Source organism: Mesorhizobium sp. C432A (genome assembly GCF_030323145.1).
GTDB lineage: Bacteria > Pseudomonadota > Alphaproteobacteria > Rhizobiales > Rhizobiaceae > Mesorhizobium.
The window spans coordinates 3,266,166-3,290,897 of record NZ_CP100470.1 but is presented as its reverse complement, the minus strand read 5'-3'; the positions used below and the strand labels follow the sequence as shown (position 1 = coordinate 3,290,897).

Genomic DNA, 24,732 nt, shown 5'->3' with positions numbered 1-24,732 from the left:
GGAAAAAGCATTCCTGAACAGCGGGATGGAGCCATATCCTGACTCAGTCCGAAAGCCTTGCGACGACTACGCTGCAGCAATATTCTCGCGCAGCAGCCGTTCGGCGGCTGCGCGCGCCTCTTCGGTGATGGTGGCGCCGGCCAGCATGCGCGCGATCTCTTCCTGGCGCGCCGCCCGGTCCATCTCGGCAATGCCGGTGGCGACCTTGTCCGAGCCGCCGGATTTGGAGATCAGGAAATGCGTTGCCGCGCGTGCCGCCACTTGCGGAGCATGCGTGACCGACAGCACCTGCACGCGCTTCGACAGCCTGGCCAGCCTTTGGCCGATCGCATCGGCCACGGCGCCGCCGACGCCGGTGTCGATCTCGTCGAAGACCAATGTCGGCGCCGAGCCACGGTCGGCCAGCGCCACCTTGAGCGCCAGCAGGAAGCGCGACAGCTCGCCGCCGGAAGCGACCTTCATCATCGGCCCAGGCCTGGTGCCGGGATTGGTGCGCACCCAGAACTCGACCTGGTCGATGCCTTCTTCCATGCGGTTCTCGCCATCGCTGGCCAGTTCGACGATGAACTCAGCCCGTTCCAGTTTCAGCGCCGGCAATTCGGCCATCACAGCCTTGGTCAGGCCGACCGCGGCCGCATGGCGAAGCGAGGACAGCTGGGCTGCGGAAATATCGTAGGCTTCGCGCGCCGCTGAGGCCTGCTTTTCCAAGAGATGCAGGCGCCCCTCGCCGGCATCAAGATCGGCGAGATCGGCGGACATGGTGTCGCGCAGTTGCGCCAGATCGTCGACGGCCACACTGTGCTTACGTGAGGCCGCACGCAGCGAAAACAGCCGCTCCTCCGCCTTCTCCAGCCGCTGCGGGTCGTATTCGGTAGCGCGCAGTGCCGCCTCGACGCCCGATTGCGCTGCATCCAGCGACAGCATCGCCTCATCCAGCGACTTCACCACATCCTCGAGCAGGCCCGGCGCTTCGCTGGCCTTGCGCTGCAGGCGCCGGAGCAAACTGGCCAGTTGCGGCAGTGGCGAGGACGGGCCTGACAGCACATCCTGCGCATCGTGTATTTCCGAGGCGATCTTTTCGGCCCGCATCATCGTGGCGCGCAATTCGGCCAGTTGCGTCTCTTCGCCGGGCTGCGGATCGAGCTTTGCCAGTTCCGCCACCGAGGCCCTGAGATAATCGGCCTCGCGCGCCGCTGCCTCGACCTTGGCGCGGTGCCTGACGAACTCCTGCTCGGCGCCACGCCAACAGCGCCACGCCTCGCCGGTCGCGCGGGCAGCGCCCAGATGGCCGCCAAAACTGTCCAGCAATTCGCGATGGGCGCCGGGATCGACCAGAGCCCGCTCGTCATGCTGGCCGTGGATCTCGACCAGCGCGTGGCCGATGTCGCGCATCAGGGTGACGCTGGACGGCTGGTCGTTGACGAAGACACGGGTGCGGCCATCCGCGGTCTGCAGCCGGCGCAGGATGATGTCGCCGTCATCCTCGATGGCGTTTTCGGCCAGCAGCGCGCGCACCGGGTGGTTGCGCGGCACATCGAAGACGGCAATGACCTGGCCCTGTGCCGCGCCGTGGCGCACCAGCGAGGCGTCGCCGCGCGCGCCAAGCGCCAGCGACAGCGCGTCGAGAAGGATGGATTTGCCGGCGCCGGTTTCACCGGTCAGCACGGAAAGGCCGGGCTGGAAGTCGATATCCAGCTTCTCGATCAGGACGATATCGCGGATCGACAGTCTGGAAAGCATCAGAACCCGGACCTCAAGCAATTCCGGGAAAAGTGCGTAGCGGTTTTCCGTCCGGAATTGCGTAGAACAAAAAGTTAGGACGGTTCAGCGCCTCAATCAAACCACTGAACCGCTGTGAAGCGGCATGCGACCGATGGAGTCGCAGCGCCGCACTATCTTTTTGTTTGAGCGTCGGATCAATCCGAAAAGCGCGTTCCGCCTCAGTCGATGCTCGGGCGTCAGGCGCCGGTGATCAGCTTGCCGGCCTTGGATATCCACGATCCGGCATTCTCGCGCGGCTCAAGCCCGTTGCTCTGCAACAGCTTGTAGGTATCCTTGTACCATTGGCTGTCGGGATAATTGGTGCCGAGCACCGCAGCGGCGGTTTGCGCTTCCGAGGTCAAGCCCATGGCGTAATAGCTTTCGGCCAGACGCGCCAGCGCCTCTTCGACATGGCGGGTGTTGGAATAGTTCTCGACAACGTTGCGGAAGCGCTTGACGGCAGCAATGTATTCGCGCCGCTCGAGATAATAGCGGCCGATCTGCATCTCTTTGCCGGCCAGCTGGTCGTTGGCGAAACGGATCTTTTCCTTGGCGTCGTCGACATATTCCGACGTCGGCCAGCGCGTCACCAGATCCTGCATCGTCTGCACGGTCTGGCGTGCTTCCTTCTGATCCTGGGTGACGTCCTTGATCTGCTTGTAGTAGCTCAGCCCGATAATATACTGGGCGTAAGCCGCGTCGTCGGTCGACGGATAGAGCGTGAGATAGCGCTTGGCCGAGCCGATCGCTTCGTCATAACGGCCGGCGCGATAGTCGGCGAAGGCGCCCATCACCATCGATTTGCGGGCGAATTCCGAATAGGGGTGCTGGCGGTCGACGGCGTCGAACTTCTTGCTCGCCTCATCCAGGCGGCCGGCATTGAGATTGGCAAGGCCTTGATTGTAAAGGACGTCGGCCGGTTCGGTCTGGTCGACATAGGTCGACAGGTCGACGTCTTTCTCGGACGACATGCAGGCCGAGAGGAAGAGCGATGGCACAACCACCGAAAGCGCCAGGAAAACAGCCCGATACGGCGCTTTCGATTGACCAACTCGCTTGAAGAACATGATTGGATTGCGCCCTTTCGGCGTTAGTTCAATGCCTTTCGCATGGCGTTCCCTCAAAACTGATCCCCACTTTTGAGCGACATGCGCCTAACAGACGGCAGCAGCCATAAACCATAACTGCCTTGCCCAGCAACGCTATGTCTAGCCAATCGCACATTTTTGTGGCGGCTTGGTGTTGCCCGGAAAGCTATGCACTTTCACCGCCGGTGATGCATCCGTGCAACACCGGCCAGCGTTCAGAAAGCCAGAAATACGTTAAGAATCAGATCACCCAAGGTGCAAAGACAGGGCCGGTGACGGCGCTCATCTCGGCGGTGCGGCCGCGCTCGCGGCGCGTGGTCTCGACGACCTCGAAGGCCGAACGGTCGGACAGAAGTCGCCGCAAAGCAGCCGCATTCATCCGGTGACCGCCGCGATAGGAGCGGAAACAACCGATGAAACGGGCGCCGGCCAGCGCCAGGTCGCCCATGGCGTCCATCGTCTTGTGGCGAGCGAACTCATTGGGATAGCGCAGGCCACCCATGTTGATCACCCGGTTGTCGTCGCCGATCACCAGCGAGTTCTCCAGCGAGGAGCCCAGCGCATAGCCGGCCGCCCACAGCCGCTCGACATCCTTCATGAAGCCGAAGGTGCGGGCGCGCGCGATATCCTGGCGAAAGATGTCGGGGTTGATGTCGGAGGCGAACAGTTGACGGCCGATCGCCGGGCTTTCGAAATCGATCTCGACCTCGAAGCGCGTGCCGCTATAGGCCCTGAACTCGGCCCAGGACGCGCCATTCTCGATGCGGACGGGCTTGACCACCCTGATGTAGCGGCGCTTGACCGCCAGCGTCTCGATGCCGGCCTGGTCGATGGCTTCCACGAACGCCACCGCACTGCCATCGAGGATCGGAACCTCATGACCGTCGATCTCGATGACGATGTTGTCGATGCCGAGCCCGAAAAGCGTCGCCATCAGATGTTCGACGGTGGCGATATGCTCGCCTGCCGGATCGCCGAGCATGGTGCAGAGATCGGTCGCGCCGACTTCAGCAACCAGCGCGCGGAACTCGCGGCTCTCGCTTCCGTTCGAAAGGTGGAAGAGCACGCCGGTGTCGGCGTCCGCAGGGAGGAAATTGACGGTGACCGGTTTGCCGCTGTGAACGCCGGTACCGGTCAGCGTTGCACGCGATTTCAGTGTCGTCTGATAGTCTTGCAAGACAAACCCCATAGCCCAAACGCCTAAGTCCGCTTTAACCCAAAAGGCGCGGCTCTTTTTTATCGGCAGGCAGGGCCACTTCCCCGAATCCCAGCACACCGAAAGTGCTGCGGCAAAGATAATGGTCTGTCAGGGAGACTCCAAATCACGGTTTCTTACTCTGTGTAACCGCGACAGACCTTGAGCGTCACATCGTAACGCCTTGTTATTAAACCACTTTAAACGTTAACAGGCAGACAATCTCTCGTCTGCCTGTTAACAAGTGTTACATACCGTTAACGGCTCAGTTGGCCTGGCGGCGCAGGAAAGCCGGTATCTCCAGCTGGTCGTCTTCCTGGGTCGACCTGGTCTGCGGCGTCAACCGGCCCTGATCGTCGAGCTGGCCGCGGCGCGGCGCGTAAAGCTGCGGATCCTGGCTGGCAAGGCGGCGCATTTCCGGCGCCGCCTGGCGCAGTTTCGGTTCGCGCGGCTGTGCCGGCTGCAACCGGGCCGGCTCTTCTTCGCGGCGCGTCAGCCCGTTGGTCAGCCGCTTGAGCAGCCCCATCGGCCCGCTGTTTTCATGGTCGGCCGGACGGCCCTTGGCTTCCACCTCGGCCCGCACCACCGGCGGAAAATCCTCCACCCGCGGCATGCGCTGCGGTGCGGCAGCCACCGGCTGCGGCATTTCCCGCATCGGCGCCGGTTGCATCACCTGCTGCACGACAGGCTGCGGCTGGGCAGGCGGGGCCTGGAAGATCTTGCTCTGCGGGCGGAAATCTTCCGCCTGGGCCATCGGCGCCGGACGAGCCATTGCCGCCGCATTGGCCTCGGCAAGCTGGATCGCCTCGGCCACCGGATCGGCCGCGCGCTGCTCATAGGTCTGCTGCTGGACCGGTGCCGGACGGCCTTCCGCCCCCGGAGCCGCTGGGCGGCTGACCGGCTTCTGCTGCGGCGGCACGGCCCGGATCGAGATCGGCGCCGCGGCAATTTCAGCTGCCGATTTGTCGATGCCGGTGGCGACCACCGAGACGCGGATGACGCCTTCGAGTTCCTCGTCGAAGGTGGCGCCGAGGATGATGTTGGCGTCCTGGTCGACTTCCTCGCGGATGCGGGTCGCGGCCTCGTCGACTTCGAACAGGGTCAGGTCGCGGCCGCCGGTGATCGAGATCAGCAGGCCCTTGGCGCCCCTCATCGAGGTCTCGTCGAGCAACGGATTGGCGATCGCCGCCTCGGCGGCGGCCATCGCGCGGCCCTCGCCCGAAGCTTCGCCGGTGCCCATCATCGCCTTGCCCATTTCGCGCATCACCGAACGCACGTCGGCGAAGTCGAGATTGATCAGGCCTTCCTTGACCATCAGGTCGGTGATGCAGGCAACACCGGAGTAGAGCACCTGGTCGGCCATGGCGAAGGCGTCGGCAAAGGTGGTTTTGTCATTCGCCAGCCGGAACAGGTTCTGGTTGGGGATGACGATCAGGGTATCGACACATTTCTGCAGCTCCTCGATGCCGAGATCCGCCGTCTTCATGCGGCGCTGGCCTTCGAAATGGAACGGCTTGGTGACGACGCCGACGGTGAGGATACCCCGTTCGCGCGCCGCGCGGGCAACCACGGGAGCCGCACCGGTTCCGGTGCCGCCACCCATACCGGCGGTGACGAAGCACATATGGGTGTTGGAGAGATGATCGATGATCTCATCGATGCACTCTTCCGCCGCCGCACGGCCCACTTCAGGCTGCGAGCCGGCGCCGAGCCCCTCGGTGACATGCGCGCCGAGCTGGATCAGCCGCTCGGCCTTCGACATGGTCAGCGCCTGTGCATCGGTGTTGGCCACGACGAACTCGACACCGCGCAAGCCCGCGGTGATCATGTTGTTGACGGCATTGCCGCCGCCGCCGCCGACACCGAATACGGTGATCCGCGGCTTGAGCTCGGTGATGTCCGGCTTTTGCAGATTGATCGTCATTGTCTCCGTCCTTTGCCTTTCCCGCCGCTTCGCCGCCGCGGCCGCCTATGGGGCTGTCCCCGTCAATTAGAAACTGTCTCTCAACCACTGACTCATGCGATGCAGTTTTCCGCCCGTTCCGGTCATCCTGAGACCGGAAATTCCTTTCGCCGGATGGCTCTCGAAGCTCGCCATCTGCGGATAGATCAGCAGCCCGACCGCCGTCGAGAAAGCCGGCCCCTTGGCAGCTTCCGGCAGGCCCGCCACGCCGAGCGGGCGTCCGATGCGCACATTGCGTCCCAGAATGCGGCGCGCCGCCTCGGGGAGACCCGCAAGCTGGCTGGCGCCGCCGGTCAGCACGACGCGTTTTCCCACGGCATTGCCGTAGCCCGACTTGTTCAGCCGGTCGCGCAACAGTTCCAGCGTCTCGTCGATGCGGGCGCGGATGACGCGCGTCATCACCGAGCGCGGGATCTGCAGCGGCATCTCGCCGTCTTCGCCGATCGGCTGGATCGAGACCAGGTCGCGATCGTCGGCACTGCCGGGCAGCGCCGAACCATGCATCACCTTCAGCCGCTCCGCGGCGTCGAGCGAGGTCGACAGGCCCTTGGCCATATCGAGCGTCACATGATTGCCGCCGATGGCAATGGCATCGGCGTGGACGAATTTGCCTTCCGAAAACACCGAGATGGTCGTCGTGCCGCCGCCCATGTCGATGCAGGCCGCACCCATTTCCAGTTCGTCGTCGACCAGGGCCGCAAGCCCGCTGGCATAGGGCGTCGCCACCATGCGCTCGACCGAAAGATGCGAGCGGTTGATGCATAGCTCCAGATTGCGCAGCGGCGCGGCATCGCCCGTCAGCACATGCATATCGACGCCGAGTTGGTCGCCGACCATGCCGCGCGGATCGCGCACGCCGCGCTCGGCGTCCAGCGAAAAGCCGACGGGCAGCGAATGGATCACGTCGCGTTCGGCCTTGAGCGCCTGCTTGGCGCCGGCGGCAAGCACGCGCTTGATGTCGGCTTCGTCGGCCTGATGGCCACCGAGATTGATGGTGGCCGAATAGGTTTCGCTCTTCAGCCGGCCGGCCGTCATGTTGACGATCAGCGAATCCACGGTCAGTCCCGCCATGCGTTCGGCTGCGTCGACGGACAGGCGAATGGCGTGCTCCGCGCGGTCGAGATCGACGACCACGCCCGACTTCACGCCTTGCGATTTCTGGTGGCCGATGCCGATCACCTGGATGCGGTGCGAGCGGCCGCGCAACAGCTTGCCGTCCTCGCGCGGCTTCAGTTTCGCCACCACGCAGCAAACCTTGCTCGAGCCGACATCCAGCACGGTGAGCGTGCCGGAACGCCGCGAAGAGGCATCGCTGTTGCCGCCAAGCCAGCTCATATCTTCGTCCCCGACTTGCGCTTCAGATTTTGCGGCTTTTCATTGAGCGCGGCCTGGCGCTGCGTCGCCGCTTCCGGCGTCAGCTGTACCACCAGGCGATCGGAGATGCGCATGTCGACGGCGGCGATGTCCCGCGTCAGAAGCCCGTTGTCGTGGTCCATCCGAACCAGATCGGCGATCGCCTGATCCTCGCCATCCTCGGGCAGCTTGATCGTGATGCCGTTTTCCAGCTTAAGATCCCAGCGCCGTTCGCCGATGCGGATATAGCCTTTGACCCGAGCCGCGAGCTCGGGAAATTTGTTGATCTTGGCCACGAAGTCGGGCGCCTTGGCCGGTGCGCCGGTGCCGATGATCAGCGGCAGCAGCGCCTGCTTGCCGCCGGAGAACGGCGCGATCACCGCGCCGGAGCGTTCGATGACCGAAAGCTCCGCGCCCTGCTGCCAGAGCGCGAAGGGCTCGCGCTCCTCGACACGCACTTCCAGCGTATGTGGATAGACCTTGCGCACCGCCGCCACTTCGACCCAGGGCAAGGTATCAATACGTTCACGCGCGGCCTCGGCATCGAAGCCGATCAGTGACGTCCAGCCGTCGAGCTCGAGCCGGTCCAGTATGTCGATCTCCGAAGTCTGGCGGTTGCCGACCACCTTGATCTGGTCGACGGCAAAGCCGGTCCGGGCGGTGATGCTCTGGACGATGTCGTCGGCATGACCGCCGAGAATGGCGCCATAGAGGCTGCTTGATGCAATGAGCGAAGCCGAAAGGATGGCCGCGGAAAAGCGCGGCGCGACGAAGTCGCCGCCGCCCAGGCGCGCCAGCACGCGCACCGGCCGGCGCAGCACGCGCGGCAGCACGAAATGGTCGAACGACAACGACATGCCGAACAGCGCCGGCCCGGCGCCGCCCCTGCCCTTGTCCTGTCCCCATTTCAACGCAGACACGAAGCGTCCTCCACCATCCAACTCAACAATTCGCCAAACGAGTGCCCGGCCTGGGCGGCGATTTCAGGCACCAAAGACGTCGGCGTCATGCCCGGCTGAGTGTTGATCTCGAGCCAGACAATCTCGCCGTTTTCGGAGTGACGGTCGTCATAGCGGAAGTCCGATCGGGAAACGCCCCGGCAGCCGATAGCCAGATGTGCCTTGAGCGCCAGTGTCTGTATTTTTTGGTAAATATTTGATGAAATTTTAGCAGGGATTTCGTGTTTTGATCCGCCGGCGACGTATTTTGAATCATAGTCGTAGAAGGAATGGCCGGTCGGAATGATCTCGCAGACGCCGAGCGCCACGTCGCCCATGACGGCGCAGGTCAGCTCGCGCCCATGGATGTAGCGCTCGACCATGACGGTCTCGCCATATTTCCATTCGGACGAGCCGATGACCTGCGGCGGATGCGACTGCCCTTCATGCACGATGACGACGCCGAAGCTTGAGCCTTCATTGACCGGCTTGACCACGTAGGGCGGCTTCATCGGATGCTTGTTCTGGATGGCAAAGCGGCTGGCAACCTTCGATTCCGCCACCGCGATGCCGGCAGCCTTGGCGACCTTCTTGGCTTGCTCCTTGTTCATGGCGAGCGCCGAGGCGAGCACGCCCGAATGGGTGTAGGGAATGGCCAGATATTCGAGGATGCCCTGGATGGTGCCGTCTTCACCGAACGGGCCGTGCAGTGCGTTGAAGACGACATCGGGCTTGAGTTCGGCGAGCACGGCGCCGACATCGCGCGCAACATCGACGCGGGTAACCTGGTAGCCTTCATTCTCAAGCGCATCCGCACACGCCTTTCCCGAAGACAGAGACACGGGCCGCTCGGACGAGAATCCGCCCAGGAGGACAGCCACATGCTTGTTCTTCATATCCCGTCATCCCTCTCACGGCGGGCCCGCAACCACGCATTCAGCGACCAGATTGAGTCCGAGTCTCCCGGCAGGTTGCCCCCCAGACGGAAAACGCGGTCGACGCGTCGAACGACTCAAATCAGGAAACGCTTTAAGGCAGAGAATCAGAGAGTTGATTCGCTGGCAAGTGCTTATGATTCCGACAGATTCACTTTCCGCGAAAACGGCCGGAAAAAGCGTGTTGTGAGTCTTTGGAGCAACGGTGGCGCTGTTGTTTCAGACCGTTTGAAGTTCAAGCATCACATGAACTTCAGCTTGCGCTAAAGAAGCTGTCCGAGGAATTCCTGCACGGCATGGCCGGGGCGGAAATTGCCGAGCCGCTTGATTTCCCACTGCAGGCGGATGCCTGAATTTTCAAGCACGCGGGCGCGCACCGTCTCGCCGAGATATTCGAGGTCGTATCCGGTCGCTGTTCCGGTGTTGATCATGAAGTTGCAGTGCATCGGCGACATCTGCGCGCCGCCGATCATCAGCCCGCGGCAGCCGGCCTTGTCGATTTCCTTCCAGGCCGAGGTGCCTTCCGGATTCTTGAAGGTCGAGCCGCCGGTCTTCTCGCGGATCGGCTGCACCGTCTCGCGATGCGTCTGGACGGCGTCCATGGCCGCCTTGATCGCCTCCTGGTCTTCCAGAACACCTTCGAAAACGGCGGAGGTGAAGATCAGCCCGGCAGGTGCGGCCGAGTGACGATAGGCATAGCCCATGTCTTCATTGCTGAGGGTGTGGAGATTGCCCTTGCGGTCGAGCGCCCGAACCTCGACGACACGTTCCCGCGTCTCGACGCCATTGGCGCCGGCATTCATCCTCAGCGCCCCGCCGATGGCGCCGGGAATGCCGTGATAGAAATGAAAGCCGCCAATACCGGCCTCATAAGCGACGGCCGCGACGCGCTTGTCGGGCGTCGCAGCACCGGCCTTGATGACGGTCGGCGAAACCACCTCGGCTTCGCCAAAGCCCTTGGCCGAAAGCCGGATGACGAAACCCGGAATGCCGCCGTCGCGCACCAGGAGGTTGGAGCCGACACCGACGATGGTGAGCGGGATGTCCTCCGGCACGGCGCGCAGGAAGGCAGCCAGATCCTCCTCGTCGGCCGGCTGGAACAGGGCGTCCGCCAGACCGCCGGCGCGGAACCAGGTGATCTTGTCCATCTCGGCATTGGGCGTGATGCGGCCGCGCAGGCCGGCAAGCCGGTCGCCAAGTTTGTCGAGCAGGTCCTGGCCGCGCATCATGAGACGGTACCGCCGAGTTCCCCAGGCAGCGCATAGGCCCATTGGGTGATGTTGCCGGCGCCCAGGAAGATGACGAAGTCGCCCGGTTTCGCCAACGCGCGGATGACGGGCGAAATCGCGGCAGGGGTTTCGACGTAGCGCGCATCGCGATGGCCCCCGGAGCGGATGCGCGACACCAGCGCCTCCGAGGTCACGCCGTCGATCGGCTCCTCGCCCGCCGCATAGACCGGCGCCACCATCACCGTGTCGGCATCGTTGAAACAGACCGAAAACTCGTCGAACAGATCGTGCAGCCGGGTGAAGCGGTGCGGCTGCGCAATGGCGATGACGCGGCCCTTGGTGGCGCTGCGCGCCGCTTTCAACACCGCCGTGATCTCGACCGGGTGGTGGCCGTAATCGTCGAAGATGTCGACGCCGTTCCACGAGCCGGTGTGGGTGAAGCGCCGCTTGACGCCGGCAAAGGACGACAGCCCTTTCTTGATCGCTTCGGCCGATAGGCCGAGTTCATGCGCGACCGCAATTGCGGCGGTGGCGTTGGAGACGTTGTGGCGGCCGGGCATCGGCAGCCGCAGATCCGATATCGTCGTCTGGCCGCCGGTCTTGCGGTCGCGGATCACCACGTCGAATGCCGAGACGGCACCGGCCATCCGGTGGTTGGTGAAACGCACATCGGCCTGCGCGTTCTCGCCATAGGTGATGACGCGGCGGTCCTCGATGCGGCTGACCAGCGCCTGTACTTCCGGATGGTCGGTGCACATCACGCCAAAACCGTAGAACGGCACGTTCTCGACGAATTGCCGGAACGCCTCGCGCACCTTGTCGAAACTGCCATAATGGTCCAGATGCTCGGGATCGATGTTTGTGACGACGGCGATCTCGGCCGGCAGCTTGAGGAAGGTGCCGTCGCTTTCGTCGGCTTCGACCACCATCCACTCGCCATCGCCCATACGGGCATTGGTGCCATAGGCATTGATGATGCCGCCATTGATCACCGTCGGGTCGAGCCCGCCGGCATCGAGCAGCGTCGCCACCATCGACGTGGTTGTGGTCTTGCCATGCGTGCCACCGATCGCGACCGCCTGGCGGAAGCGCATCAGTTCGGCCAGCATCTCGGCCCGGCGCACGATCGGCAGCAGTTTTTCGCGCGCGGCCTTCAGCTCGGGATTGGATTTCTTGATCGCGGTGGAGACGACCACCACTTCGGCCGCGCCGATATTCTCGGCCTTGTGGCCGACAAAGCATTCGATGCCCTTGTCGCGCAGCCGCTGGACATTGGCGCTGTCGGCCTGGTCCGAACCCTGCACCTTGTAGCCGAGATTGTGCAGAACCTCGGCGATGCCGCTCATGCCGATGCCGCCAATGCCGATGAAATGCACAAGGCCGATGGTCTGCGGCATCTTCATCAATGCGTCCCTTTCCTGAAATCCGAAACGGTTTTTCTGGACGCAATAGCCTCTGTGAGATCAGCGAGCAACCGTGCCGCGTTCGGCCGGCCAGCCGACTTCGCTCCGGCAGCCATGGCCGTCAGCCGCTCGGGAGTGTCCATCAGCCCGCCAATGAGAGCCGCGATGCGCTCCGGCGACAGTGACGATTGCGGATGCACCTCGCCGCCGCCCGCCGCGGCAAGGGCGGCTGCGTTCGCCGCCTGATCGTGATCCAGCGCATAGGGATAAGGCACCAGCAGCGCCGGCCGGCCGATGACGGCGATCTCCGAAACCGTCGAGGCGCCGGAGCGCGAGATCACCAGATGCGCCGCGCCCATGCGCTGTGCCATGTCGGTGAAGAAGGGCGAGACCTCGACATGGACGCCGAGTGCCGCATAGCCGGCCTTCACCCGCGCCACGTCGTCGGCGCGGGCCTGCTGGGTGATCACCAGCCGCTTGCGCTGCGCCTCCGGCAGAAGTGCGATCGCCGTCGGCATGGCGTCGGAAAAGAACTGCGCGCCCTGGCTGCCGCCGAACACCAGGAGCCTGAACGGATCCGCCCCTTTGGATGCGGTGTAGGGCGTCTTGGCCGCCTCCAGGATTGGCGGCCTGACCGGATTGCCTGTCGTCACCGTCTTGGCGCCTGTGGCACTTTCATCTTGCGGCAGGAAGCCGCCGGCAATCGCATCGACACGCCCGGACAGCGCCCGGTTGGCGCGGCCCATCACTGCGTTCTGCTCATGGATCAGCGTCGGCAGCTTGCGCCGCGTCGCGGCATAGAGCGGTGGCAAGGTCGGATAACCGCCAAAGCCGACGACCGCATCAGGCTTGATCCTGGCGATGACGGCAGAGGCCTGGCGCACGCCGCGCCAGATCTTCCAGAACGCTCCGAGCAGAGCGGCGGGGTTTTTCGAGCCCATCGTCGCCGACTGGATCGGATGGATGGCGGCGGCCGGGAAATGGCCGGCAAAGCGCTCGGCGCGGTCGTCCGTCGCCAGATGCACGCCCCAGCCGCGCTCGATCAGCTCATGCGCCAGCGCCTCGGCCGGAAACAGATGTCCGCCGGTTCCGCCAGCCGCGAGAAGGATGACACCCCGCGCCATATCACTCCGCCGGCAGGGCGCGCTGCGACAGGGCAAAGCCCATCTGCTTGCGCTTTTCCGGTCGCTTGCGCGTCAGCGCCAGCACCATGCCCATCGAGATGGCAATGGCGATCTGCGAGGAGCCGCCATAGGAGATGAAAGGCAGCGTCATGCCCTTGGCCGGCATCAGTTGCAGGTTGACGCACATGTTGATGACCGACTGCAGGCCGAAGACGGTGACGAGACCGCCGACGGCGTAGCGGGTGAAATCATCATGTTCCTTCAATGCCGTGCTCAAGCCGCGCAGCACGATGAAGGCGAAGATCGACATGATGAAGAAGCACATGATCAGCCCGAACTCTTCGCCGGCGACCGAAAACACGAAATCGGCATGCGCGTCGGGAATGACCCGCTTGACCGTGCCCTCGCCCGGGCCGACGCCGAACCAGTGGCCGTTGATCAGCGCCTCGCGGCCCATGTCGACCTGGAACGTGTCGCCTTCGCCGGTCAGGAATTTGTCGATGCGGGCGGCGACGTGCGGGAACACCGTATAGGCGGCAAACAGGCCGCCGGCGCCGGTGGCGCCAAGCGCGATGATCCATAGCCAGGGCAGGCCGGCCATGAAGAACATGACGCCCCAGGTGCCGGTCACCAGCATGGTCTGGCCGAGATCGGGCTGCGCCACCAGAAGCGAGATGACCAGGATCAGCAGCAGCATGGCAAACAAATTGCCCGGGATGTCGGGCTGGCGCTTGTGTTCGGCGAACAGCCAGGCGCAGACGATGACGAAGGCGGGTTTCAGAAATTCCGACGGCTGGATCGACATGCCGACAAACGACACCCAGCGCCGCGCGCCTTTCACCTCGACGCCGATATAGAGCACGGCCACCATCAGCACCAGCATGATGCCCAGGATGATCAGCGCCATGCGCCGGATCTGCCGCGATTCCAGGAAGGACACTGCCAGCATCACGCCGAGCGCCGGCACGGTGAAGATGATCTGCCTGGTGGCAAAGTGGAAACTGTCGAGGCCGATGCGTTCGGCCACCGCCGGGCTTGCCGCAAAGGACAAGACGATGCCAAGCCCCATCAGCGACAGGAACGCCGCCAGGAACCAGCGATCGATCGTCCACCACCAGGTTGCGACCGGGCTTTTGTCGAGACGGCTTTGCATTATCGTGCCCCTCCGATGGGTTTCACGCCCTCGATAGCATTCGCAGCTTGCCTGAAGGCTTCGCCGCGAACTTCGAAATTCTTGAACTGGTCGAAACTGGCGCAGGCCGGCGACAGCAGCACCACCGCCTCGCCGCTGTCATCCTTGGCCGCGTCTTTCGCGGCATGGTCGACCGCGGCGGCCAGGGTGCCCGAGATTTCATAGGGCACGGCTTCGCCGAGCGTCGCCGAGAACGCGGGCGCCGCCTCGCCGATCAGATAGGCCTTGGCGATGCGCGGGAAGAAACCGCGCAGCGGCTCGATCCCGCCTTCCTTGGGCAGTCCGCCGGCGATCCAGTAAATGCGCGAAAAACTCGACAGCGCCGGTGCCGCCGCATCGGCATTGGTCGCCTTGGAATCGTTGACGAACAGCACGTGGTCCTTCCGTCCGACCTGCTCCATGCGATGCGCCAGGCCCGGGAAGCTCTCAAGTCCTGCCTGGATCTCGCCGAGGCTCAAGCCGACCTTGAGGCAGGCGGCGACCGCGGCAAGCGCGTTCTGCGCATTGTGCTGGCCGCGCAACGAACCGATGCCTTCGAGGAAGGCGACGCGGCTGTAGCGGCCATGCACGGCTTCCATCAGATCGGAGCCGTCGGCGAAATAACCGTCGGTCAGCGGCAGCCGCTTGGAGATGCGGATCACCTGTCGGCCCGCCCTCTCCAGCCGGTCGGCGATCTGCGCGCACCAGCTATCGTCGACGCCGACAATGGCTGTCTCGCTGCCGGCGACCAGCCGCTCCTTGATCGAAGCGTAGTGCTGCATGGTGCCGTGGCGGTCGAGATGGTCGGGCGTCAGGTTGAGCAGGATGCCGGCCGTCGGATTGATCGAGGGCGCGAGATCGATCTGGTAGGACGAACACTCGACGACATAGTGCCGGTCAGCCCGCGGTGGATCAAGCGTCATGATGGCGCGGCCGATATTGCCGCCCATCTGTGTGCCGCGCCCTGCCGATTTGAGGATATGCGCGGTCAGCGCCGTGGTCGTCGACTTGCCGTTGGTGCCGGTGATGGCGATGAACGGCGCATCAGGCGCGCGCGCAATCCGCTCGCGGCAGAACAATTCGATATCGCCGATCACTTCGACGCCGGAGCCACGCGCCAACTCCACCGTCCAGTGCGGCTTGGGATGCGTCAGCGGTACGCCGGGTGAGAGCACGAAGGCCGAGAATTTCGACCAGTCGGCGCCGCGCAGATCGGCGGTCGCAATGCCTTGGTCAGCAGCCTTGGCGACGCTATCGGGATTGTCGTCCCAGGCGAGCACGTCGGCGCCGCCCTCGATCAGCGCGCGCGCCGTGGCGATCCCCGAGCCACCGAGCCCGAAGAGCGAAACGCGTTTGCCCGAAAAGGATGCGGCGGGGATCAAGCGGGTTCCTATCTCAGCTTGAGGGTCGACAGGCCGACCAGCGCCAGGATGACGGCGATGATCCAGAAGCGGATCACCACCTGGCTTTCGGTCCAGCCGAGCTTTTCGAAATGATGATGGATAGGCGCCATCAGGAAGACGCGCTTGCCGGTCATCTTGAAGTAGCCGACCTGGATGATGACCGACAGGATTTCCACGACGAACAATCCGCCGACGATGACCAGCACGATTTCGTGCTTGGTGGCGACCGCGACCGTACCGATCAGGCCACCCATGGCCAGCGAACCGGTGTCGCCCATGAAGATCGCTGCCGGTGGCGCGTTGAACCAGAGGAAGCCGAGGCCGGCGCCGATGACGGCGCCAAGCACGACAGCCAGCTCGCCGGTGCCGGGCACGAAATGAATCTGCAGATATTCGGCGAACACCGCATTGCCGGAGAGGTAGGCAATAACGCCGAAGGATGCCGCCGCGATCATGATCGGCACGATCGCCAGCCCGTCGAGGCCATCGGTCAAATTCACCGCATTGCCGGCGCCGACAATGACGAAGCAGGAGAACGGCACGAAGAACCAGCCGAGATTGATGATGAATTCCTTGGCGAAGGGGAAGGTCAGCGACGACGAGAACGGCGCCTGGCCATTATGCATGATCGCCCAGGCGGCGATGCCGGCGATGACGAATTCCAACGCCAGCCGCGCCTTGCCGGAAAAGCCGAGATGCGACTGCTTGGTTACCTTGAGATAGTCGTCGTAAAAGCCGATCGAACCGAAGCCCAGCGTCACCAAGAGCACCACCCAGACATAGATCGAGGAGAGGTTCGCCCATAGAAGCGACGAGCCGACGATGCCGCACAGGATCATCAGCCCGCCCATCGTCGGCGTGCCGGCCTTCTTGAAATGCGTCTGCGGGCCATCGGCGCGGATCGGCTGGCCCTTGCCTTGCCGCAGCCTAAGCGAATTGATGATGGTCGGCCCGAAGATGAAGACGATCAGCGCCGAGGTGATCAGCGCACCGCCGGTGCGGAAAGTTATGTAGCGGAAGACATTGAAGACCGAGACCTTGTCCGCAAAATCGACGAGCAATGTAAACATACGATTCCGTTCCCCGGACTAGTTCTGTTTCGTGCCTGCGGCTTCCGCCGGATATTTGCCGAGCAAGGCCTCGACCAGCTTTGAAAAGCCGATGCCTTTCGACGATTTGATCATCACCACGTCGCCGGCCTTCAGCGTCGACAACAGCAGCGGCTTCAATTCCTCGGCGCCGGCGCGGTATTCCGTTTTGATCTCGTCGGGCAGGATGTCTGCCAGCGCCCGCATTTCCGGACCGCCGAGAAAGACCGTGTTTGTGCCGGTGCCGACGATCAGTTCGGCAAGGGCTGCATGGAGCTTGGCCGAATGGTCGCCGAGCTCGAGCATGTCGCCGAGCACGGCGATGCGCCGGCCCTCGCCCGTGACAGGCGTCGCGTTGAGCAGCGCCATGGCAGCAGCCATCGAGGCCGGATTGGCGTTGTAGCTCTCGTCGATCAGTGTGATCGGTCCCTTGGGGTGGCGAAGCATATGGCGCTTCCCACGGCCACGCTCGGCCGAAAGATCGGCCAGTGCCAAGGCCACCTTGCCGATGTCGGCTTCAACCAAATGCGCGGCGCCGAGCACCGCCAGGACGTTCTGTACCATGTGGCGGCCGGGCGCGCCGATGAGCGCCGTCACATCCTGCCCGCCGATCCTGGCGGTGATGTCGGAATGATCGGCATGCAGCTCGCATTTGGTCAGCTTGTAGGTCGACCGTGCATTCTCGCCGAAGCCAAAGACATGTTCGACGCCGGCGGCTCGCGCCATCTTATCGAGCAGCTTCCATCGCGCATCGTCGCGGTTGAGCAAGGCCGCACCGCCGGGCTCGATGCCTTCAAAAATCTCGGCCTTGGCCTTGGCGATCTCGTCGAGATTTCTAAAGAAGCCGAGATGCGCCGCGGCGATCATCGTGACGATGGCCACATGTGGCCGGACCATCTTGACCAGCGGCCGGATCTCGCCCGGATGGTTCATGCCGATCTCGAACACCGCATAGTCGCAATCGCCGGGCATGCGCGCCAGCGTCAGCGGCACGCCCCAATGATTGTTGAAGGACTGCGCCGACGCGTGCACCTTGCCAACGGCCGACAGCACATGACGCAGCGCCTCCTTGGTGGTGGTCTTGCCGGCCGATCCGGTCACCGCGATGATTTTTGCGCTGGAACGGGCGCGGGCGGCAACACCGAGTTTCTCCAGTGCTGCCAGCACATCCTGCACGACGATCATCGGCGCCGTCAGCCGCCCGAGCGACGGCAATTTGACTTCGGCGACGACCAGAACGCCGGCGCCGGCCTTGATCGCCGCGGTCGCGAAGTCATGGCCGTCCATCGCCTCGCCCTTGATGGCGAAGAAGGCGTCGCCCGGCTGCAGGCTGCGGCTGTCGATCGAGATCCCCGAAATTCCCTCCGGCATCGGCCCGAGCGGCCGACCGCCCATGGCGTCGACCAGCGCCTCGGAAGTCCAGAGCACGCTCATGCGGCCCGCTCCCGCAGCGCCGAGCGGACTTCCTCGTGGTCGGAGAAGGGAAACGTCTCGGCGCCGATGGTCTGGCCCTCTTCATGGCCCTTGCCTGCAACGATCAGCGTATCGCCCGCTTTGAGCATGGCGACCGCTTCGTGGATCGCCTTGCGGCGGTCGCCGATTTCAATCGCGCGGGGCGCGGCTGCCAGGATCGCGGCACGGATCGTTTCCGGCACTTCCAAGCGCGGATTGTCGTCGGTGACGATGACGACATCGGCCAGCCGCGTGGCGATTTCGCCCATGATCGGCCGCTTGCCCCGGTCGCGGTCGCCGCCGCAGCCGAACACGACGATGACGCGACCGGTGGTGAACGGGCGCACGGCGGCCAGCACATTTTCCAGCGCATCCGGCTTGTGGGCATAGTCGACATAGACGGGCGCGCCATTGGCGGTGGCGCCGACAAGGTCGAGCCGTCCCGGTGCCCCCTGAAGTTTCTCCAATGCCATCAAAGCTTTGGCGACCGGCGTTCCAGTGGAAATGGCCAGCCCGGCCGAAACCAGGGCATTGGCGATCTGGAAGTCACCTGCGAGCGGCAGGTCGATCTCGTAGAGCACGCCGTCGGCTTCGACCTCGGCGCGCTGGCGGTGGCGCTCGTGCTCGACCCGCTTCAGGCGCAGGAAATCGCCATGGCGGCCGACCGTCAGCACCTTGAGCCCGGCGGCCTGCGCAGCCTGGATGGTCGGCGCCGACCACGGATCGTCGGCAAAGATGACCGCCGGCGCGCCTTTCGGCAGCAGCGTGTCGAACAGGCGCAATTTGGCGCGATGGTATTCCTCGACCGTCGGATGATAGTCCATATGGTCGCGGCCGAGATTGGTGAAACCGCCCGCGGCGAGCTTGACGCCATCAAGGCGGCGCTGGTCGAGACCATGGCTGGAAGCCTCCATCGAGGCGTGGGTGACGCCGGCCTCCGCCAATTCCTTGAGCAACTGGTGCAAAGCCACTGGATCGGGTGTGGTCAACGAACCGTAGTCGTTGCGGCCCGGCGCCACCACGCCGGTGGTGCCAATGGACGCGGCGGCAAAGCCGGCCTGCTCCCAGATCTGCCGGATGAAGGCGGCGACCGAGGTCTTGCCTGCGGTGCCGGTAACCGCGACCATGGTCTCCGGCTGGCTGCCGAAGAAACGTGCCGCGCTCAGCGCCAGCGCCAGGCGTGGGTCGTCGACGCTGAGCACCGGGACGGACAGGCCGGAAACGGCGCTGGCGTTGCCAACGACAACCGCCGCTGCGCCGCGCTTTGCCGCATCGGCGGCATAGGCCGAACCATCCGCCTTGCTGCCGGCGAGCGCGAAAAAGACCACGCCGGTCTTGACCGTGCGGGAATCCGACGAAATCCCGGTTACCTCCACATCGCGGGAAGATGTTCCCTCGACAGGCAGGATACCGGCTAAATCTCTCAGGTGCATCGAACCCCGTTTATCTCAACAAAATGGCGCGCAGTTGCCGGCGCGCCCTAAGAATCACTGATAGGAAACCAGCGTTGCGCCATTTTCATGGCTGAAATCTGGCTTCACGCCAAGCATGGCGGCTGCCCGCCTGATGATGTTTCCGGCCATGACACCCGCATTGTTGGCGGCGACGTCGGTCATCCCGGGCTTTTCCGGGTGCGGAGCGTCAGCGATCGTAAACACCAGATACTGCGGATCGTCCATCGGGAAGGCGGCGACGAAGGTGTTGAAATTCAGTTCCTTCGAGTAGCGGCCATTGATCACCTTCTCGGCGGTTCCGGTCTTGCCGCCAACGCGGTAGCCGGGGGCCCTGGCGTTTCTGGCCGAGCCTTTCTCGGCATTGAGCGTGTAGAGGTAGCGCATGCCCTCCACAGTCTTTTCGCTGACCACTCTCTTGGCCACCGCCATGGCATCCTGCTCGCTGCGGACCAGGAAAGTCGGCGGGATCAAATAGCCCTGCATCAGCGCCGCGCAGCCGACGGCGGCCTGCAGCGGCGTCGTCGACACGCCATGGCCGAAGGCGATGGTGAAGGAGTTGACCTGTTTCCAGACCTTCGGTTCGGTCGGGCGCGCGACCTCAGGCAGTTCGGTCTGCATCCTGTCCAGAAGGCCAAGGCGATGCAGGAATTCGCGGTGCCCCTCGATGCCGACCATTTCGGCCTCACGCGCCGATCCGATGTTGGAGGAGTAAAGGAACACCTCCGGCAATGACAGCACGCGGTTCTTGCCGTGGAAATCGTGAATGGCCTGATGGCCGACCCGGATCGGATGCGAGGCGTCGAAACGGCTGTTCATGTTCGCCTTGCCGGAATCGAGCGCCATGGCCGAGGTAAAGCTCTTGAAGGTCGAGCCCATCTCGTAGAGGCCGGCCGACATGCGGTTCAGCCGATCCTTGTCCTGCGCATTGAAGGGATTGTTCGGATCGAAATCCGGCACCGAGGCCATCGCCACCACTTCGCCGGTCTTGATGTTGAGCACGACGGCGCCGGCGCCCATGGCGCGATAGCGCTCGAGGCCGGCGGCAATCTCGTCGCGCACCACATGCTGGACGCGCAGGTCGATCGACAGCTGAACCGGCTTCAGATCCTTGGCGATCGCCAAGCCTGAGGCCTGCAGGTCGCTCAGGCCCTGCTCGTCAATGTACTTCTCCATGCCGGAGATGCCCTGATTGTCGATGTTGGTGAGGCCGACAATGTAGGACGAGGTCACGCCGGCAGGATAGAAGCGGCGCTTTTCGGTGCGAAAGCCGATGCCGGGAATGCCGAGCTGCATGATGTCGGCCTGCTGCTTGGGCGTCAGCTGCCGCTGCAGCCAGACGAAGCCGGCGCCGCTCTTCAGCTTGTGATAGGTCTGCTCGGGGTCGATATCTGGCAGAATGGTCGACAGCTTTTCGATCGCCTCGTCGGCATCGACGATGCGGCGCGGCTCGGCAAACAGCGATGCCGTCTTGATGTCGGTCGCCAGCACCTCGCCGTTGCGGTCGACGATGTCGGGACGCGACGCCGTCACCCGGCTTTGCGGCCCATTCGACATGTCGGGGGACTGGAAACCGAGATAGACCAGCCGCCCGGCGATGGTCGAATAGATGCCGAAGAACACCGCCATCGTCATCACGATGCGGGTCTTGGCCTTGCCGCCGGTCGCCTTGCGCGCGCCTTCGACCACGATGGAGCCGTCCTCGCCGGTCCGTGCGCGGCGCTTCAGCAATTTGCCGACCGACGGAAGTTTGGCGCGCATTGGAAATCCAGCGATCATTGGACGATGGCTCCGGTGACCACGGGATCCTTGTCGGCTGGTCCTTTGCCGGAATTGTCGGCCATGCCGCCAAGCCGTTGCGACGACAGGTCCTCGATGTTGAGCGGTTTTGCCGGCAGGTCGTCGAGCCCGACGATCTGCCGCGCATTGACCGGCTCGAGTGCGAGCTGCGATTTGTAGATTTCAGCCAGCTTCTGCAGGCGCGACGGCTGGGTCAGCAGGCTCCAGTCGGCCTTGAGCAGGTCGATCGTGTCCTCCTCATAGCGGATCTGCGCCTCGATCTTCTGCACCGAAGCCAGCTGTTCCTCGGCCTCGCGCTTGGCCTTGTAGGTCAGGGCCGCGGCCGAGACCATGACGGCGATCAGGACTATGTCGCTGGTTCGAAACACGTATTCACCTCTCTCGCGGCGCCTGGATGCCGGGAAGCTTTGGAAGGCCGAAAATGGTGAGATCACCGGCGCGCGCCGGCGCCTCGGTGCGGATGGCGGTACGCAGCCTGGCCGAGCGCGCCCGCGGATTGGCAGCGACCTCGGCATCGCCTGCCGTCACGCCGCCACCAGCCTTGCGGAAGGTCGCAGTGCGCGCGTGCGCCTCGGGCAAATGACGTGAGCCGGTGGCGACGTCGGCGCGGTCGGCGATGAAGCGCTTGACGATGCGGTCTTCCAGCGAATGGAACGTCACCACCGCAAGCCGCCCGCCGGGCTTCAATACCCGCTCGGATGCCACCAGAGCCTTGGCCAATTCGCCCAGCTCGTCATTGACGAAAATGCGCAGCGCCTGGAAGACGCGGGTGGCCGGATGAATCTTGTCCTTCGGCGCGCGGCCGATATGCGTTTCGATGGCGTCGGCGAGATCGAGCGTGCGCTCGAACGGACGTTTTTCGCGGCGTGACTCGATCATGCGGGCAATGCGGCCGGCATTCCGCTCTTCGCCGAGGAAGCCGAAGATGCGGGCAAGGTCGCCTATCTTGAACGAATTGACGACGTCGGCAGCACTCAAGCCCGCCTGCGCCATGCGCATGTCGAGCGGCCCGTCGGTGCGGAACGAGAAGCCGCGCTCGGGCTGGTCGACCTGCATGGAGGAAATGCCGATGTCGAGCACAACGCCGTCGGCGCTTTCGACCTGCTCGTCCAGCGTCGAGAACGGCGCCTGCACCAGCCTTAGCCTGCCGCCGGATTGCTGTTCCAGGCCGCGCCCGGCGGCAATCGCATCGGGATCGCGATCGATCGCCACCACCGAGGCGCCGCTCGCCAGGATCGCCTTGGTGTAGCCGCCAGCGCCGAACGTGCCGTCGACGATCACATCGCCGGCTTTGGGCGAGAGCGCTTCCAACACTTCGGCAAGGAGGACCGGAATGTGGCGGACCGGTCCGCCAACGGCGCTGAGATCATCGCCGTGATCCGCCATCACTCCGGTCGCTCCCCAGCCTTGCCCTCGTGAGCCTTCGTCCCCTGCCGAAGCTGCAAAAGTCTGGCTCGCGCCTGCGCCCCATAGGCGGCCAGCCGTCCAGGCTCCCAAACTTGAAAGAAATTGCCGCGGCCGACAAAGGCCACTTCGCTCGTGATGCCCGTATGCTCGCGGATGAAATCGCTCATCGTGATGCGGCCATCCTGATCGAGCTTCAGGAACGTCCCGTCGCCATGGCAGAAGAACGACATATCGTCCGCCGTCTGCAAAAAAGGGTCTTCCAGCGCGATGCGCTGCTCGTAGCGGTCGAGCAGATCGAGCCCGCCGACATCCATCGCAGGCACGTCCAGTCCGCGCAGCGCGTAGAGCTCCGAATAGCCGCGCTTCTGCACGACCGCGCGGAAATGCGCCGGAACGGAGACCCGCCCCTTCGCATCGATCCTGTTCACCGCGCTTGACAGAAACCGGTCCATGACACGCTGCAGCCGCTTCCGCCGCCGCACCCCTCTCCATGTTTTCGTCCGCGCCGAAGCGCGTCCCCTGCCGAAAATCCGCTTCGATCCCAGCGGCAAAACCCCGCAAACGCACAGCCGCCGCAGCTGCCCGATTGGCGTACGCTTTACCCTGACGCGGAACGAAGGCTTTGGTATCGAAATGGGATATCATGGGGCACTATGGGCGTCAACGGGAACAGGCTTCACAAACGCGCGCGCCACAACCGGTGAGAGCAGCTCTGACAACACTCCCGTCTTTATCTCCCATTAAGCCTAACGAACCGTTTAGAGCGGGCTGGCCCAAGCGGAAGCGGCTTGCCGCGCATCACTGCCGCGAATAGCGTCGTCAGTCTTTTCGCTGAGCAACAAGGTCAGAAATCCATGCCCGAAACAGCCAGGTCCCGCGCGGCCTCCCTTGCCCATCTGCGGCGCGACGGACTTGCCAAAGGCGACCCCATCCCATTGCCGCTGACCATGGCCGCTATTTTCCACAACCCGGGCGACGGCGCCGGCTACAGTCAGTACGGCCGTTACAGCAACGCCACCTGGGATGCAGTCGAGCACATGCTGGCGCATCTCGAAGACGCGCCATGCGTCAGCTTCCCATCCGGAATGGCGGCAATCTCGGCGGTGTTTTTCGGCCTGTTGAAATCCGGCGACCGCGTGCTTTTGCCTTCGGACGGCTACCATGCCACACGCGCGCTGGCCGAACGTTTCCTCAAGCCCTTCGGCGTCGCCTATGATCTGCGGCCGACATCTACATTCCTCGACGGCGGCTTCGACGGCTACCGCCTTGTCTACGTTGAAACCCCGTCAAATCCGCGCTTGGACATTTGCGACATCACAGCCGTCGCCGAAGTCGCGCACCAAGCGGGTGCGATCGTCGTCGTCGACAACACCACGATGACGCCGTTCGGCCAGCGCCCGCTCGATCTCGGCGCCGACATCGTCGTTGCTGCCGACACCAAGGCGGCCAACGGGCATTCCGACGTGCTGTTCGGCCATGTCGCCAGCCGCAATCCAGACATCATCGCGGACGTCACCGGCTGGCGCGAGACCGCGGGCGGCATTCCCGGCCCGTTCGAGGCTTGGCTGGTGCATCGCGGCCTGGAGACGCTGGAGGTACGCTTCGACCGCATGTGTTCTTCTGCCGAGGTGATCGCGAAGCGCCTGAAAAACCATCGCGCCGTTAGCGGCTTGCGCTACCCCGGGCTGGAGGGCGACCCGTCGCACAACCTCGCCCGGGCGCAGATGGAGCGCTTCGGCTTCCTCATGTCCTTCGAACTCCTCTCCCAGGAAAAGGCCGAGGATTTCATCAACAACTGCACGCTGATGCAGGCGGCAACGTCGTTCGGGGGTGTCCACACCTCCGCCGAGCGGCGGGCCAAGCGAGGAGATTCGGTTCCGCCCGGCTTCGTGCGCCTGTCGGTGGGCTGCGAGCCGGTGGAAGAACTCTGGCAGGCGATCGAGGCATCGCTGGACAACATCGGCATCTGAG

General features: G+C 64.0%; 20 protein-coding genes. 1 reads left to right on the top strand and 19 read right to left on the bottom strand.

Annotated elements, in window-relative coordinates:
* Positions 1-66: 66 nt before the first annotated feature.
* The 19 genes from recN to mraZ form a co-directional block, all read right to left on the bottom strand.
* Positions 67-1,740 (bottom strand): DNA repair protein RecN, encoded by a 1,674-nt coding sequence (gene recN, locus NLY33_RS15870; RefSeq protein ID WP_023707724.1) that lies wholly within the window; start codon positions 1,738-1,740, stop codon positions 67-69.
* A 218-nt stretch (positions 1,741-1,958) separates the two neighbouring features.
* Positions 1,959-2,828, bottom strand: a complete 870-nt coding sequence (locus tag NLY33_RS15865; RefSeq protein ID WP_023668284.1) for an outer membrane protein assembly factor BamD — start codon at positions 2,826-2,828, stop codon at positions 1,959-1,961.
* A gap of 262 nt (positions 2,829-3,090) precedes the next feature.
* The gene (lpxC, locus tag NLY33_RS15860) at positions 3,091-4,038 is read right to left on the bottom strand and encodes a UDP-3-O-acyl-N-acetylglucosamine deacetylase (protein ID WP_023707723.1); all 948 of its coding nucleotides are present in this window, start codon (positions 4,036-4,038) and stop codon (positions 3,091-3,093) included.
* A 271-nt stretch (positions 4,039-4,309) separates the two neighbouring features.
* The gene (gene ftsZ / locus NLY33_RS15855) at positions 4,310-5,968 is read right to left on the bottom strand and encodes a cell division protein FtsZ (protein ID WP_023705548.1); all 1,659 of its coding nucleotides are present in this window, start codon (positions 5,966-5,968) and stop codon (positions 4,310-4,312) included.
* A gap of 66 nt (positions 5,969-6,034) precedes the next feature.
* The gene (gene ftsA / locus NLY33_RS15850) at positions 6,035-7,342 is read right to left on the bottom strand and encodes a cell division protein FtsA (protein WP_023688034.1); all 1,308 of its coding nucleotides are present in this window, start codon (positions 7,340-7,342) and stop codon (positions 6,035-6,037) included.
* Positions 7,339-8,280 carry a cell division protein FtsQ/DivIB gene (locus NLY33_RS15845; RefSeq protein WP_023682134.1) on the bottom strand — a complete coding sequence of 314 codons (942 nt, stop codon included), beginning with the start codon at positions 8,278-8,280 and terminating at the stop codon, positions 7,339-7,341. The genes ftsA and NLY33_RS15845 overlap by 4 nt, the downstream gene beginning before the upstream one ends.
* A complete protein-coding gene (locus NLY33_RS15840) occupies positions 8,268-9,194 on the bottom strand; it encodes a D-alanine--D-alanine ligase (protein WP_023705549.1) in 927 nt (308 codons plus the stop codon). The genes NLY33_RS15845 and NLY33_RS15840 overlap by 13 nt, the downstream gene beginning before the upstream one ends.
* A gap of 302 nt (positions 9,195-9,496) precedes the next feature.
* Positions 9,497-10,462: a UDP-N-acetylmuramate dehydrogenase gene (gene murB / locus NLY33_RS15835; RefSeq protein ID WP_027050618.1), complete on the bottom strand. Its 966-nt coding sequence runs from the start codon at positions 10,460-10,462 to the stop codon at positions 9,497-9,499.
* Positions 10,459-11,865, bottom strand: coding sequence for a UDP-N-acetylmuramate--L-alanine ligase (gene murC / locus NLY33_RS15830; RefSeq protein WP_023668277.1), 1,407 nt, complete (start codon positions 11,863-11,865; stop codon positions 10,459-10,461). Before murC ends, murB begins: the two co-directional genes overlap by 4 nt.
* Complete coding sequence (gene murG, locus NLY33_RS15825) at positions 11,865-12,989, bottom strand: undecaprenyldiphospho-muramoylpentapeptide beta-N-acetylglucosaminyltransferase (RefSeq protein WP_023705550.1); 1,125 nt, start codon at positions 12,987-12,989, stop codon at positions 11,865-11,867. The genes murC and murG overlap by 1 nt, the downstream gene beginning before the upstream one ends.
* A 1-nt stretch (position 12,990) precedes the next feature.
* A complete protein-coding gene (gene ftsW / locus NLY33_RS15820) occupies positions 12,991-14,142 on the bottom strand; it encodes a putative lipid II flippase FtsW (RefSeq protein ID WP_023668275.1) in 1,152 nt (383 codons plus the stop codon).
* Positions 14,142-15,542, bottom strand: a complete 1,401-nt coding sequence (gene murD / locus NLY33_RS15815) for a UDP-N-acetylmuramoyl-L-alanine--D-glutamate ligase (protein ID WP_023697020.1) — start codon at positions 15,540-15,542, stop codon at positions 14,142-14,144. The genes ftsW and murD overlap by 1 nt, the downstream gene beginning before the upstream one ends.
* An 8-nt stretch (positions 15,543-15,550) precedes the next feature.
* Positions 15,551-16,633 carry a phospho-N-acetylmuramoyl-pentapeptide-transferase gene (mraY, locus tag NLY33_RS15810; protein ID WP_023668273.1) on the bottom strand — a complete coding sequence of 361 codons (1,083 nt, stop codon included), beginning with the start codon at positions 16,631-16,633 and terminating at the stop codon, positions 15,551-15,553.
* Between the two features lie 18 nt (positions 16,634-16,651).
* On the bottom strand, positions 16,652-18,085 hold the full coding sequence (locus tag NLY33_RS15805) for a UDP-N-acetylmuramoylalanyl-D-glutamyl-2,6-diaminopimelate--D-alanyl-D-alanine ligase (RefSeq protein WP_023705551.1): 1,434 nt from the start codon (positions 18,083-18,085) through the stop codon (positions 16,652-16,654).
* A complete protein-coding gene (locus tag NLY33_RS15800) occupies positions 18,082-19,536 on the bottom strand; it encodes a UDP-N-acetylmuramoyl-L-alanyl-D-glutamate--2,6-diaminopimelate ligase (protein WP_023705552.1) in 1,455 nt (484 codons plus the stop codon). The genes NLY33_RS15805 and NLY33_RS15800 overlap by 4 nt, the downstream gene beginning before the upstream one ends.
* 54 nt (positions 19,537-19,590) lie before the next feature.
* Positions 19,591-21,315 (bottom strand): peptidoglycan D,D-transpeptidase FtsI family protein, encoded by a 1,725-nt coding sequence (locus NLY33_RS15795; protein ID WP_023682141.1) that lies wholly within the window; start codon positions 21,313-21,315, stop codon positions 19,591-19,593.
* Between the two features lie 14 nt (positions 21,316-21,329).
* Positions 21,330-21,722 (bottom strand): cell division protein FtsL, encoded by a 393-nt coding sequence (ftsL, locus tag NLY33_RS15790; RefSeq protein ID WP_023682142.1) that lies wholly within the window; start codon positions 21,720-21,722, stop codon positions 21,330-21,332.
* A gap of 4 nt (positions 21,723-21,726) precedes the next feature.
* Positions 21,727-22,740 (bottom strand): 16S rRNA (cytosine(1402)-N(4))-methyltransferase RsmH, encoded by a 1,014-nt coding sequence (rsmH, locus tag NLY33_RS15785; protein WP_032995794.1) that lies wholly within the window; start codon positions 22,738-22,740, stop codon positions 21,727-21,729.
* The gene (gene mraZ / locus NLY33_RS15780) at positions 22,740-23,213 is read right to left on the bottom strand and encodes a division/cell wall cluster transcriptional repressor MraZ (RefSeq protein ID WP_023690870.1); all 474 of its coding nucleotides are present in this window, start codon (positions 23,211-23,213) and stop codon (positions 22,740-22,742) included. Before mraZ ends, rsmH begins: the two co-directional genes overlap by 1 nt.
* 402 nt (positions 23,214-23,615) lie before the next feature.
* On the opposite strand from mraZ, the gene NLY33_RS15775 reads away from it, so the two are divergent.
* The gene (locus NLY33_RS15775; RefSeq protein ID WP_023705554.1) at positions 23,616-24,731 is read left to right on the top strand and encodes a cystathionine gamma-lyase; all 1,116 of its coding nucleotides are present in this window, start codon (positions 23,616-23,618) and stop codon (positions 24,729-24,731) included.
* Position 24,732: the final 1 nt, after the last annotated feature.